This window comes from Fretibacterium fastidiosum, from assembly GCF_000210715.1.
Taxonomy (GTDB): domain Bacteria; phylum Synergistota; class Synergistia; order Synergistales; family Aminobacteriaceae; genus Fretibacterium; species Fretibacterium fastidiosum.
This window is the reverse complement of the sequence record NC_021038.1, coordinates 309,797-323,259: the sequence shown is the minus strand read 5'-3', so window position 1 is coordinate 323,259 and position 13,463 is coordinate 309,797. Positions and strand designations below refer to the sequence as shown.

12 protein-coding genes are annotated in these 13,463 nt (G+C 63.9%); all 12 read right to left on the bottom strand.

All coding sequences use genetic code 11. The features are described 5' to 3' along the window. Positions 1-112: 112 nt before the first annotated feature. Complete coding sequence (locus SY1_RS01440) at positions 113-682, bottom strand: CD3072 family TudS-related putative desulfidase (RefSeq protein ID WP_243440550.1); 570 nt, start codon at positions 680-682, stop codon at positions 113-115. Between the two features lie 72 nt (positions 683-754). Then, positions 755-2,056 carry an ABC transporter substrate-binding protein gene (locus tag SY1_RS01435; RefSeq protein ID WP_015555947.1) on the bottom strand — a complete coding sequence of 434 codons (1,302 nt, stop codon included), beginning with the start codon at positions 2,054-2,056 and terminating at the stop codon, positions 755-757. A gap of 67 nt (positions 2,057-2,123) precedes the next feature. After that, positions 2,124-2,933, bottom strand: a complete 810-nt coding sequence (locus SY1_RS01430) for a carbohydrate ABC transporter permease (protein ID WP_208872540.1) — start codon at positions 2,931-2,933, stop codon at positions 2,124-2,126. 1 nt (position 2,934) lies between these two features. Continuing rightward, positions 2,935-3,819 carry a carbohydrate ABC transporter permease gene (locus SY1_RS01425; protein WP_015555946.1) on the bottom strand — a complete coding sequence of 295 codons (885 nt, stop codon included), beginning with the start codon at positions 3,817-3,819 and terminating at the stop codon, positions 2,935-2,937. Next, positions 3,816-4,856, bottom strand: a complete 1,041-nt coding sequence (locus tag SY1_RS01420; RefSeq protein WP_243440549.1) for an ABC transporter ATP-binding protein — start codon at positions 4,854-4,856, stop codon at positions 3,816-3,818. The genes SY1_RS01425 and SY1_RS01420 overlap by 4 nt, the downstream gene beginning before the upstream one ends. A 690-nt stretch (positions 4,857-5,546) precedes the next feature. Continuing rightward, positions 5,547-6,140 (bottom strand): sulfurtransferase-like selenium metabolism protein YedF, encoded by a 594-nt coding sequence (yedF, locus tag SY1_RS01415; protein ID WP_015555945.1) that lies wholly within the window; start codon positions 6,138-6,140, stop codon positions 5,547-5,549. Between the two features lie 59 nt (positions 6,141-6,199). Further along, on the bottom strand, positions 6,200-6,961 hold the full coding sequence (locus tag SY1_RS01410; RefSeq protein ID WP_015555944.1) for a LamB/YcsF family protein: 762 nt from the start codon (positions 6,959-6,961) through the stop codon (positions 6,200-6,202). A gap of 19 nt (positions 6,962-6,980) precedes the next feature. Beyond that, the gene (locus tag SY1_RS01405) at positions 6,981-8,051 is read right to left on the bottom strand and encodes a 5-oxoprolinase subunit C family protein (RefSeq protein WP_015555943.1); all 1,071 of its coding nucleotides are present in this window, start codon (positions 8,049-8,051) and stop codon (positions 6,981-6,983) included. Next, positions 8,048-8,779, bottom strand: a complete 732-nt coding sequence (gene pxpB / locus SY1_RS01400; protein ID WP_015555942.1) for a 5-oxoprolinase subunit PxpB — start codon at positions 8,777-8,779, stop codon at positions 8,048-8,050. Before pxpB ends, SY1_RS01405 begins: the two co-directional genes overlap by 4 nt. Before the next feature lie 67 nt (positions 8,780-8,846). Then, positions 8,847-10,052: an NRAMP family divalent metal transporter gene (locus tag SY1_RS01395; protein ID WP_015555941.1), complete on the bottom strand. Its 1,206-nt coding sequence runs from the start codon at positions 10,050-10,052 to the stop codon at positions 8,847-8,849. A gap of 55 nt (positions 10,053-10,107) precedes the next feature. After that, a complete protein-coding gene (locus SY1_RS01390) occupies positions 10,108-10,908 on the bottom strand; it encodes a putative hydro-lyase (RefSeq protein ID WP_015555940.1) in 801 nt (266 codons plus the stop codon). Positions 10,909-11,523: 615 nt separating this feature from the next. After that, entirely contained in the window at positions 11,524-13,431 is a 1,908-nt protein-coding gene (locus SY1_RS01385) for a TRAP transporter permease (protein ID WP_015555939.1), read from the bottom strand. Positions 13,432-13,463 lie beyond the last annotated feature (32 nt).

Sequence of the window (13,463 nt, the reverse complement as noted above, 5' to 3'; positions counted from 1 at the left end):
AATTGGTATTAGGCACTTTCCACGACACACCGAATGACTCCGGCCAGAGGACGACGGGGCTGAAGAGCGTTGATCTGCATGGGGACGGGGGAGAGACGGGGTCGCCAAGCTCTCAGCTGCCGCATGGCCTCGCAGAGCCGCCGCGCAGCCCCTTCAGGAGCTCTTTCCAGGACAGCGCCTCCTGAATCCCCTCGTCGATCCCGACCGCTGGAATGGAAAGCCCCCGGCTCTGCAGCATCGACGTCAGGCACTCCATGAATACCCCCCTCCCATCGACGCAGGAAAAACTCGGCAGCGAAGGCATCGAGGCGATCTCCCCGCCCTTATATCCGGCGCAGGTCCGATCGACGCCGCAGGAGGGGCTGCCGTCAACGCCAACGATCCCCAGGACCTCATAGCCGTTGCGCAGATAGTCCTCCATCTGGTCCACGACATCCTCCAAAAGGGAACGGCAGTGCTTGCGGTAACAGGGAACGTCGTACTGTTCCCGCGTCATGCCCCATCGGCGGCAACCCCCGAAGGTCTGTTCCGGACAGGGCAACTGCACGATGCCAACGCCATCCTGCAAGAGCCCCTCGAGAACTCCGGGGATCGCCCCCCGAGTCTGGGCGGCGCCGGCGATTTTGGCGTTGGGGTTCAGGATGCAGTGCGCCAGCAGCACCATGGTTCTGCCCCTCTTCACGGTTCTTCTCCCTCCCTTCGCCTAGATTTCAAGGGCCCGTTCCACCGGTCCCCGGCCACAGACCCCACCCGGCTAGTTGAAGCTCTTGCGGCTCTCCTGGATCTCCTTCCAGGCCTGATCCGCCGCCTTGTCCAATGCCTCCTTCACGGGGACGTTCTCGAGGAGAATGGCGTCCAGAGCCTTCGACATGTTGTCGTGAATCGCGTAGCCGTTCAGGATTTTCGGGTCGCTGAACCCGTACTTGAACGAGGGCAGGATCGCCAGCTTCGCAGGGTTTTCCTTCTCCGCGAACTCGTGGAACTCCCTGCTGTTGAGGACCTTCCAGCTCAGCGGCAGGCAGCCCGAACGGGTCCCCCAGAGGCTCTGAATCTCCGGCGTGAGGAAGAACCTGAGGAAGCGGAAGGCGTCACGCCGCTCGATCTCCGGCACGGTGTTGAAGATCGCCACGTTCGTCCCCGTAAACATGCAGGCCTTGCGCACACCCTTCGGCAGCTCGACGGAACCGAACTCGACGCCGTTTGCGGCGCAGAGCTCGATGATGTTCGGGAGCTGCGACATGTAGGTGATGCCCATGGCGGCCTCGCCTCGACCGAAGGGGCCGAACATGTATTTTTCCTCGCGTATGATCTTGGCGTGCCCCTTTCGGATCATGGAAACCAGGAATTCATACGCCTTGACGCCCGGCTCCTCGTTGAAGGTGATCCGGTCCGCCGCCTCGTCGTAGATGTGACCGCCGGCCTGTTCAACCCAGAAACTGCCGTCGATGGCCACGGAGTTGTTCAGGGCCAGCCCAACGACGTCCTTGTCCCCCACCTTCCCGGTCAGCGCCTCGGCGGCTGCGCTCAGCTCCTCCCACGTCGCTGGCGGGGTAATGCCCTTGTCCGCCAACATCTTCTTGTTGTAGAAGAGCAGGAAGCCCTCCTTGTTGAAGGGCAGGGCGTAGTGCTTGCCATCCCAGACGCTCCCGTCGCGGAGAAACGCCGGAATGTCCGCCCAGGCCTCCTCTGAGAAGCCGTTTCCGGCATCGAAGAGCATCGGTTCCATCGGGTCCACGAACCCGTTCTTCACGTAGGAGATCAGGCGGTTGTTGTAGATCATGGCCAAATGAGGAAGGCTCCCCGCCTTGGCTGCGCCCTCCAGCTTGGCGAACAGATCACGGTAATGCCCCTGATAGACCAACTCCACGGCGCAGTCCTCGTTCGCCTGATTGAAACGATTCACGATCTCCTCGAGCGCTTCTGCGTTGGCACCGGTCATGACGTGCCAGAACTGGAGCTTCCTGGCCTCCGCAGAGGCGGGAAGGGCAGAGGCAACAAGCAATCCGGCCAGCACGGAACCGAGAATTCCCCTCAAGAGCGCGCGTGCATGAAACATGACAAAACCTCCCAACATAGTATTTTAATATCAACCAATCGTATGGATAGCGCTGTTTCCAATGGACTTAGCCCTTCAGTCCGGCCCCGGACAGGGTCCGAACGAGGTGTTTCTGCAACAGGAGGTACAGGGCAATCACGGGCAGGATGATGATCGTCGCCGTAGCCATCAGGAGGTGGTAGCGAATCCCCGCCTCGTTGGTGAACACGGAGAGCGCCACGGGAAGGGTGCGCATCTCCGGGCGGTGGGTCACGATCAAGGGCCACAAAAATTCGTTCCAGCTGTTGATGACGCGCAGAAGCCCGATCGTCACCAAGGCAGGCTTCGCGGCGGGGACCATGATCTGGAACAGGAAGCGGAGGTCCGAGCACCCATCTGCACGGGCCGCGTTGTAGAGCGATTCGGGGATCGTGAGGAAGTACTGACGCAGCAAAAAAACGGAAAACGCGCTGACGGTCCAGGGCAGGATCAACGCCGTGTAGCTGTTGACCAGCCCCATGCGGGAGAGGGTGACGTAGTTGGCGATGAGGAGGGCTTCCTCCGGAACGATCATCGTTCCGACGCAGAGGGCAAAGAGGAGGTCGCGCCCCCTGAAGCGGAGGCGGGAGAAGGCGAAAGCTCCCATGATCGTGGTCAGGAGGGTTCCAACCGTCACGCAGACCGTCACGATGACGCTGTTGACGACGTAGCGGACAAGGGGAATCTCGCGCGCCACCTCCGCGTAGTTGCCCCACCGAGGGGCCGCGGGAACGAACGTCATGGGAATGGCAAACGCCTCCGCCCCGGACTTCAGGGACGTGGAGATCATCCACAGGAACGGGAGCAGCGTGGTCCCGCACCCCAGAAGCAGCAGGAGGTAGAGCGCCGATCGTCTCAATCTACTTTCCCCTCCCGTAATGGATTACCCGGCGGGCAAGCCTGAACTGAATCAGGTTGAACAGCGTGATGAAGCCGAACAACAGCAGGACCGCCGCCGAGGCGATGCCGTAGTGATGTTGGTTATAGAACTTCTCATAGATGTAGTAGACCAGCGTCATGCCGCAGTTGGAGGGTCCCGGAGTGCTCCTGAAGAGGATGAAGGGGAGGTCGAAGACCTTGAAGCAGTTGATGGCGCTGATCACGCAGACGAAGAACAGCGTGGGCGACAGGAGGGGCAGGGTGATGAAGAAGGTCCGCCTCCAAAACCCCGCGCCGTCCACGGCAGCCGAACGGTTGTACTGGGCGTCGATGGTCTGCAGCCCCGTCAGGAAGATCAGGACGTTATACCCGGCGCTCTTCCAGACCCCCAAGATCACCAGGGAGACGCGCGCCCACCGGGGGTCCCGAAGCCAGGGGATCGGGTCGAGGCCGACCCCCTGCAGCATGGCGTTCAAAAGGCCGTGGTCGAGGTGGAATATCCAGTTCCACACCAGCGCGATCGCCACCGTAGAGGTGACGAAGGGCAGGAAGTAGATCGTCTGAAACAGCCTTTTGAACGGCCCGATGGCGTTCAGCGCAAGGGCAAGTGCCAGTCCGATTCCGACGGAGAGAGGCAGGGTCCAGGCCGTGTAGAAGAACGTGTTGTCCAGCGACCGCCAGAATTCCGGGTCGTTCCAAAGATAGGCGTAGTTGTCCAGGCCCCGCTCGAAGACCAGGTCGCGAAAGTAGTTGTAGCGGGTGTAAAAGCTCATATCGACCGTGCGAAGCGCAGGCCAGACCGTAAAGAGCCCCAACAGGATCAGAAGGGGCAAGAGCCAGAGCATCCCTGCGGCAAAACGCTTCATCGTGCAGCCTTCTCCACGGAGGGGGCCGGCAGCGCATCGACCCTCAGCCCGGATTCAGCGTCGAAGACGTGGAGCGCGTTCTCATTGAAGCGCAGCGGCGCCCACGACCCCACCTCAGGCAGGGCCTCTCCGGACGTCAGGAGGCGCAGAGGCCGATCCCAGGCGACGACTCGCACCAACCAGTCCCGGCCCAGGAGCTCCCGCCCCACAACCCGAGCTTGAAAATGCGCGTCCGCTCGAGAGGCCAGGCTCAACCCCTCGCAGCGCACCACCGCCTTCACCGCAAGGCCGGCCCCCACCGGACAGGCAACCCGCAGGGCTCCGTCGAAGAGCGCCAGAGCCCCTCCCATTCCCACGCCATCGAGGACGTTGACGGGAGGGTTGCCAAAGAACGAGGCCGTGAAGAAGTTCTCCGGGGACCTGTAGAGCGCCTCGGGGGACCCGATCTGCTGGACCCTCCCGTCGCACAGAAGGATGACGCGGCTGGAGAGGCTCAGGGCTTCCTCCTGGTCGTGGGTCACGAAGATCGTGGTGATCCCGGTCCTGGATTGAATCCTGAGTATCTCCTCCCGCATCTCTATCCGGAGCCCCGCGTCGAGGTTCGACAGAGGCTCGTCCATCAAGAGCAGGGCAGGCTGCTTCACCAGGGCGCGCGAGATCGCCACCCGCTGCTGCTGGCCGCCCGACATCTCCGCCGGCTTTTTGTCCAGGACGTCCTCGATGCGGGTCAGGGCCGCCACGTCGCGGATTTTGGAATCCCTGGCCGCCCGGCCCTCTCCCCTGGCCCTGAGAGGAAAGGCGATGTTGTCATAAGCCGTCATGTGCGGATAGAGGGCGTAGTTCTGAAACACCATCCCGATGTTGCGCTCCTGGGGCTTCAAGTGGGCGACAGGCCGGTCGTCGAAGGCGATCTCGCCGCCCTGAGGGGCAATAAACCCTGCAAGGGCGTTGAGCACTGTGGTCTTGCCACACCCACTGGGGCCCAACAGGCTGACGAACTCACCGGAAGAGGCCTCGAAACTCAGCCGATCGACCACCCGGCGTCCTCCATATCCCAAAGAAAGATCGCGCACCGACAGCTTCAAAAACCCGTCCCCCCTCCAGCAATCAAAACGCATCCACCACGGGAACCCGCAGGGGACCCGGCCCCACCGGCTTCCCGCAGCCCGTTCCGAACCTCCTGAACAAGGCGCCGCCAACGCTCCCCCGCAAAACAGGGGGAACGTCCGCCCGACGCGCACGACGAAAAGGAGGAGGATATCCCCTCCTCCGCCGAAGATGTAGGGCCCAGAGCACGCAACAGGCACGACGACGTTCAGGCCGTTCGGCCCGAACCGTCCTCTGCCAGTAGGTCGTTCAGATCAGCAGGTTAAAAATTCCGAGAACGTCGGGGACGCGCGTTCCAGGCGAACGAAGAACCGGACAGGTCGTTCAGGATGCAACCCGTGCAAGGCATTGCGTCGCGTCACGTGAATGTCGCAGTCATGTCCCGTTCGCCCCTCTCCCCGTTTTCGTATGGAAGGAATAAGGTATCGTTTCAGCGGAGCAACTCCGCCCTTATGGAGCAGTATAACAGAAATTCTTGGAATTGAGAATGGCCAGGAGCTGGCGCGGGGCCACTGGAGAGCCGCATCGGGAACCGGTGCGGCCCCCTCGCCCACGCAGCAGAGCTTTCCCGAGGGGCGCGAGAGCCGGCGCCTCGACGCGCGCCCTTCGGTCGGCGTTCGCTAGACGCTCAGGATCCTGTCCGCGCCCGTAACGGCCTCAAGGATCTCGAACATGTTGGAGACCGTCCCCACGCCGACTTGCTCGGTGATCCCGAAGTGGTTCGTGCAGGTCCCGCACACCAGGACCCGCGTGCCCGCCTTTTCCAGGTCCTTCAGGTGATCGCAGGTGGAGGCCTCAGGCAGGGCCAGTTTGACCCCCTCGTTCATGAGGGCCAGCACCGCGGGCGGCGTGCCCAGCTTCGAGAGCGTGCCCATAAAGCCCTTGATCAGGACCTCGCCCAGCTCCTTGTCCTCGCGCCCCAGGGTCTTGCCCGTGACCAGGACGGCGAGGCGGGCACCGCTCTGCGGGCAGGAAGCCGAAGCGGGGGCTGTGGCAGCGGCCGCACCATCTCTCCGGCCGGTCAGCCTGAACTCGCCAGCATTCTCCCGACGCTCCACCTGGAACCCCTGCCCCTCCAGAAGTCGGGTGACGTTCGAGGCGGCGACGGCGTTGTCCACCAGGACCTCCAGCTCCGTCGCTCCCTTCTCCAGCGCCGCCTTCGTCATAATGACCGGCTCCGGACAGGCCTTCCCCATAGCGTTGATTGTGATCATAAAAGAGTCCCTCCTAAAAAGTCGTGTTTCCTTAATTATACCGCCCACTCCCCGCATCCCTACTTCAGGGGGGCGATCTCGATGCCAGCCTCCTCCAGGCGGGCGCGGAGCGTCCGCGCCATCTGCACGGCCGTTGGGGAGTCGCCATGCAGGCAGATGGACTGGGGTTTCAGCCTGACCACCGTTCCGTCGACGGCCTCCACCACCCCCTCCTTCACCATGCGGATTACGCGCCTGGCCGCGACCTCCACGTCCTTGACGAAGGCCCCCTCCATCCTGCGCGGCACCAGGGAGCCGTCGTTCATGTAGCCCCGGTCCGCGAAGGCCTCCGCCGCGTAGGGGATGCCCAGCTTCTCCGCCGCCTCGTCGAATTTGGACCCCGCCAGCCCCATGAGGATGATGCCGTCCCCAGCGTCCTTCACGGCCTGGGCGATGGCCATGGCCTCTTCCAGCTTCTTGGCCGCGCTGTTGTACATGGCGCCGTGGGGCTTCACGTGCTGGAGCTTCAGCCCACCGGCCTCACAAAAGGCCTTCAGGGCCCCCACCTGATACAGCACGTCCGTGTACAGCTCGTCCGCCGAGCAGACCATGCCGCGTCGGCCAAAGCCCACCACGTCCGGGTAACCTGGGTGGGCCCCCACGGCCACGCCGGCAGCCCTGGCCGCAGCCACCGTGTTCTTCATCACCAGCGGGTCGCCCGCGTGGAACCCGCAGGCCACGTTGGCGGATGAGACGAAGGTCAGCACGTCCTCGTCCATGCCCATCTTCCAGGCGCCAAAGCTCTCGCCCAGGTCGCTGTTCAAATCCACCTTGTAAGGCATCAGGTCATCACTCCTCTACTCAGGAAAGTCTCTCCCAGGTGACGGTGTGTTCCACCCCGTCCACCCGCACCTTCATGGCCCCGGACGCCCTCCTCCCCAGCCCACGGAACGCCTTCGCCGAGGCGCCCGCAGCCGCAGTCACGTGCTCTTGAAGCGCCTTCAGCGCCGCCGCCTCCCGCCTGGATATCTCGATGCCCTCCTCCTGAGATATCTGCGTGAAGCGCACCGCTGCGCCGGGGACGCGCTGGCTCAGGCGGGCCACGTCAAAGGCGTGGACCACGCCAATCTTGACGTACCCCCCCGTGGTCTGGCGGTCCGCCATCATCACGATGGGGAGGCCCTGCCCGGGGATCTGCACCGCCCCCATGGGAATGCCGTCCGAAACGATGTCCGGGCCCTTCACGTGCTCGATGACGGCGTCCCCCTCCATGCGATACCCCATGCGGTCCGCCGAGGCGGCCACCTTGTACTCCGCCTCGAAGAAGGTCTTGACGCCATCGGGTTTGACGTAGGAATCCTGCGGCCCCAGGACCGTCCGCAGCGGGGCCTTTGGCGCGTAGTCGGGGCGCAGGTCCTCCGGACAGCCGACTCCCGCCGTGTAACGCCACAGGACCCAGGGCTCCCCCACCGGCAGCGCGTCCCCCGCCGCCAGCTTACGTCCCTCGAAGCCTCCGGTGCCGGCCTTCATGTAGGTGCTGCGGCTCCCCATCACCAGGGGGACGTCAATCCCGCCGGCCACGCAGAGGTAGGCACGGCACCCCTTGCCGGTCATGCCGCCGAAGGACAGGACGTCGCCCTCCCGGACCGCCACGATCGTCCAGTTGGGAACAGGCACGCCATTCAGCCTGGGAGAAAGGTCTCCGCCCGTGATGGCGACAGCCCCCTCGCCCTCCTCAAAGAGGACCGTAGGCCCCATCAGGGTGACCTCAAGGGCCGCAGCCCCCGCCGGGTTTCCCAGCAGCAGGTTGCCTCGGGCCAGAGCAGGCGCATCCATGGCGCCACTGACGGGCATTCCAAGCGCCTGGTGTCCCCAGCGGCCGAGGTCCTGCACGGTGGTCAGCGTCCCCGGTTTCTGAATCACAAGCCTCATCTCGCCGCCCCCTTCTCACGGTACTCAATTCTGTAGGTGCCGCTTTTGGCCTCCGCCTCAATCTCCCGATAGCGCTCCATGGTCACCGGATAGAAATGGACCCACATTCCAGCCTGGATGGCCACGGCGGGTTCACGACCGGCGTCGTAAAGGTCGTAGGGCACGCGACCGATGATACGCCAGCCACCGGGGCTCGCGATGGAGTAGGCTCCGGCCTGGGCGCCTCCAATGGCCACGCTGTTGGCCGGAATGAGCTCCCGAGGCGTCTTGAGCCGTGGTGTCTCCAGCGAAGGGTCCATGCCCCCCAGGTAGGGGAAGCCAGGGGTGAAGCCGTTCATGAAACAATAGAGGGGCGACTCGCTGTAGCGCCGCACCACCTCGTCCTCGCTGAGGCCTGTGTGCGCTGCCACCTCGCCCAGGTCCGGACCGAACTCGCCGCCGAAGAACACGGGAACGCACACCTCCGTGGTGCTGGCCGAGTCCGCGGGGCCGGCGCCCTCAAGCTCCTGCTCCAGGCGCTTCTTCAGCGCCGGCAGGTCCACGGTAAGCGGGTCAAAGTACACGGAAAGGGAGCGATAGGTGGGCACAAGCTCCTTCATCCCCTTGAAGGGACGATCCAGCAGCGCCCGCTTGATGGCCTGGACGTGCCTGTTGATCTCCATGTCGATCTTCTCGCCGAAGTCCACGAACAGACACGTCTCCCCCGCCGGAAGAATCTTTGCGTCCATGTCAGTCACCTCCAGATGAGGTCACACATGGGGGAGGGTCGGAAACGCGCCCTTCCCCATGCATCAATTAGCTGTTGAAGATCTTCATGATGTTGGGGAGCGCCTGGACGCCCATCCACAGCGTGAAGGCCACCACAGCCCAGCCGGTGAGGGTGAGGAGGATGGAGTGGCGGTAGGGGCCCACAACTTCCTTCTTGTATGCGCCCAGCAGGATGGAGCCCAGGGCCAGAGGCAGGATGAGGCCGTTGATGGTCCCGGCCAGAATAAGAAGCGCCACGGGCCTGGCCACCAGGACGTTGACGGCCGTGGAGACGCAGATGAAGCCGATCATCCACCAGCGGTAGTTCCGGTCAATGACCTTGAAGAGCGTCCGAAGGAAGGAGACGGAGGTGTAGGAGGCGCCGATGACGGAGGTGACGCCAGCCGCCCACAAGACGACGCCAAACATCCGCCGCCCGATCTCGCCGGCGCCTCTGAAGAACGCATCCGCCGCCGGGTTGTTCTTGTCCAGCGCGACGGCATCCTCTCCAGCCACAACGTACACCACGCCTAGGACCGCGAGGAAAAGCAGGACGCGCATGACCGAGGTGACGAGGATCCCATTGACCGCCGCCCTGGTGGCGTCCTTCACGTCTCTGATGCCGGCATCCAGCAGGCGGTGCGCGCCTGAGAAGGAAATGTACCCGCCCACCGTGCCGCCGATGAGGGTCAGGATCACCATCCAGTCGATCGTGCCGGGGGCAAGGGTCTCCTTGACCACCACGTCAAGGGGCGGCGCGGCCTTCACGGCCACGTAGCACATCAGGGCGATCATCAGGACGCCCAGGAACTGAGTGAAGTAGTCCATGGCCTTGCCCAGGTCCTTGTTCAGGTAGATGAAGATGGCGATGGCCGCGCTGATCACTGCGCCGTAATGCAGCGGAAGGCCCAGCACCGTGTTGAGGCCCAGGGCTGCGCCGCCCACGTTGCCCACATTGAAGGCGAGCCCGCCCAGGGCCACCGCAAAGGCCAGGAAGTAGCCCAGCCCCGGCAGGACCCTGTTGGCCACGTCCTGGGCCCGGAGGCCGGAGACGCAGAGGATGCGCCAGATGTTGAGCTGTACGATGGCCGTCACGACGATGGTGGCGAGGATGGCGAAGCCTGCCGCGGCCAGAAGCTGCTGGGTGAACACCGTCGTCTGAGTGAGGAATCCCGGCCCGATGGCCGAGGTGGCCATGAGGAAAGCTGCGCCCAACAGGACCTGCATCGTCCCCTTCTTGCTCTTCTGTTCCATATGCTGACCTCCTAAATATAGGGTATGCGCAAACGACCGGAGCCGTCCCGCTCTCCTAGAACACGGCGTAGTCGCTATCCATGGGGTCGGCGATGAACATGTGCCCCGGTGAATGGGTGATGGCAAACTCCGGACAGGCCGCCATGATGGCCGCCTGGGGCGTCACGCCGCAGGCCCAGAAAACGGGGGTCTCCCCCCTGCGGATATCCACTGCGTCGCCGAAATCCGGCTTCGTAACGTCGGCAATGCCGATGGCTGCGGGGTCACCGATGTGGATGGGAGCGCCGTGGACGGAGGGGAAGCGTCCCGTGCAGAGCACGGCCTTGGGGACCTGAGCGTGGGGGATGGGGCGCATGGAGACCACCATGGGGCCCTTCAACTGCCCCGCCGGGCGGCACTGGAGGTTCGTGATGTACATGGGGACGTTGCAGTCGCACTCAATGTGGCGAACGCCGATCCCCGCCTGGAGCAGCGCCCCCTCAAAGGAGAAGGAGCACCCCACCAGGAAGCCCACCAGGTCCCTCTTCCAGTACTTCGTCACGTCCGTGGGTTCGTCCACGCACTTCCCCTTCTCCCACACGCGGTAGCGCGGGATGTCCGTGGCGATGTTCGCCCCCGGCGCAATGAGGCGCGGCTCCGTCTCTCCGGGCTCCGTCACGTCCAGGATGGGACAGGGCTTTGGGTTTCTCTGGGCGAAGACCAGAAAATCGTAGGCAAGGTCCCTGGGCAGCACCACCAGGTTAGCCTGTACGTGTCCGGCACACATACCGGAGGTGGGCCGATCCCACTTGCCTTCACGGATCATCCGCCGCACCTCGCGGGGGCTGGCGCCCGCATAGTCGCTCATCTTTGCCATTTCCTTCAAGACCTCCGTTCCTGGATTGATCGAGCAGACACCTGGATTCACCATCTAAAAGGCGACAACAGGGGGATGAACGAAGAAAAAAGGCCCCTATTGAGAGACGGCCAACGAGCGCAGTGAGTTGTGCCGGGTCGCTCAGGAGCTTCATCAAGATGGCAGCCATTCGCGGCAGGTGAATTTTTACGAGCGCAAAGAGCGAGGAAGACGACCACCCGGAGTCCGCCCCTTCCTCTAAACATTCTGCCGGGAGGGTATGGGCTGTCATCATTCTATAGCAACAGAGCGGGAAAGTACACCGGGTCTTCACATCGGTCGGAGCATATCGGTCAGGCTGCTTCCATCGAACTTCAATCGAAAGAAGTCGAGCAGAGGCTCTACATCGGAGACCGGGAGGCCGGCGCCATTCCGGGCAAACCGGGGGCCCTGGTCGATCGCAGGCCCTGTCTCCGCCGCACGTTAAAAACCTTGCCCGTGGATTGGGAATCAAAATCCGGCTGGCCCCCCCGAGTAACACTCGAACGCCTGCCGGATTGAGTTATTCACGAAACAAGTTCTTAGTTCGACTTCAAATTACCACCGCGCCAAGGAAACCGGATACGACGAGAACCTTCATTTACGCACCCCACTTTCTTTGACGAAAAAACTCCCGCCCCAGCGGGCCGCACTGCCAAGCCCCAACGACGCCAGGATTCCGGCAAGCCGTAAAGGGGTATATGGGACGAAGCACAACGCCCCCGCAGCGAGGGCCACGATGCGCAGGGGAACGCTCAGGCGCACCCCCCACCACCCCTGCAGGGCCGCGGCAAAGGCGACGATGCCGACGGCCGCTCCCACCGAGACCTCCAGGACGGAGAGCGGAGAGCCCCCCTCCATGAGAATCGCTGGGTTGTAGATGAAGAGGTAGGGGAGCAGGAAGGAGGTGAGCGCGAAGAGCAGCGCACGGATTCCCGTGCCGGCCGCGTTCGCTCCGGCTATCCCCGCCGCCGTGAAGGAGGCCAGGCAGACCGGAGGGCTGATGTCCGCCATGATTCCGAAGTAGAAGACGAACATGTGGGCGGAGAGGGGCGGCACGCCCATCTTGACGAGGGCGGGAACGACCACCGTGCTGGTCACGATGTAGTTGGCCGTCGTGGGGAGCCCCATGCCGAGGAGAAGGCAGGCCCCCATGGCCAGAAAGAGGGTGGGCAGCAGGGCTCCGCCGGCAAGGTCCAGGATGTTGTCGGAGAGCGTCGGGCCCAGGGCAGTCAAGGAGCTTCCCCCGACGACGAACCCGACGACGGCGCAGGCGATGCCCGTTCCGACCGCGCCCCGCGCCCCGTCCGCAAGGGCCTTGACGACGAGCCGCGGCCCCATGCGGGTGTGACGTCTCAGCCCGGCGACGCCGACCATCACGAGGATGCCCCAGAACGCCGCCTTGAGCGGCGTGTAGGCGCGCATCAGCATGACGACGATCAGGAGGAGCGGCAGCAGGAGGTGCCCGTCGTCCCTCAGGACCTCCCGGACTCCGGGGGCATCCCCGCCCAACCCCTTCAGGCCGGCCCTGCGGGCCCTGAGGTGGACGTTCAGGAAGAGGCCCGCATAATAGAGCAGGGCGGGGACGATCGCAGCCGACAGGATTCGGGCGTAGGGGACGTTCAGAAACTCGCTCATCACGAAGGCGCCGGCCCCCATGATCGGGGGCATGAGCTGTCCCCCCGTGGAGGCGCAGGCCTCGATGGCACCGGCCTCCTCGGGCGTGTAGCCGGCCTTCTTCATCAAGGGAATGGTGAAGGCTCCGGTGGTGGCTACGTTGGCGATGGAGGAGCCGTTGATCGTCCCCAGCAGTCCCGAGGCGACGATGGCCACCTTGGCGGGGCCGCCCGGGCTCCTTCCCGTCAGCGAGAGGGCCAGGTTGTTGAAGAACCGGGCCCCTCCGCTGCCGGACAGGAAGGCGCCGAACAGGATGAACAGGAAGATGAACGTGGAGGAGACCCCGACCGCCACGCCGAAGACGCCCTCCGTCGTCAGGTATAGGTGCTGGACGATTCGCTCCAGGGAGTAGCCCCGATGCATGAAGATCGACGGGGCGTAGCGCCCGTAACGGCAGTAGAGCAAAAAGGCCAGGCCCAACAGGGGCAGCGTCCGCCCCAGGACGCGCCGTCCCGCCTCCAGGACGGCGATCAGGGTGAGGGTTCCCAGGACGAGCTCGTACGGCAGGACCTTGCCGCCCCGCAGGGCGATGGCGTCGGAGAAGAGGGCGATGTACCCCGTCCCGGCGATGGAGCAGAGGACCAGGAGCGCATCGATCCAGCGCCATCTCCTCAGCGGGTGCAGCAGAAAGACCAGGACCAGGACGAACCCGACGTGGACCGCACGCTGGACGGGCGTCTGGAGGAGGTCGATCCCTGCGGTGTAGAGGTGGAACAGGGACATGGCGACGCAGAGCGCGAACGCCGCGTTCGTCCTGATTTTGTCGATGAAGGGCACCCTGAGGGGCGAAGGGGGATCCTCAGGCCCCTCTGAGGTAAACAACGCCATTGTTATCGCAGGATCCCGTTCTCTTTGTAGTA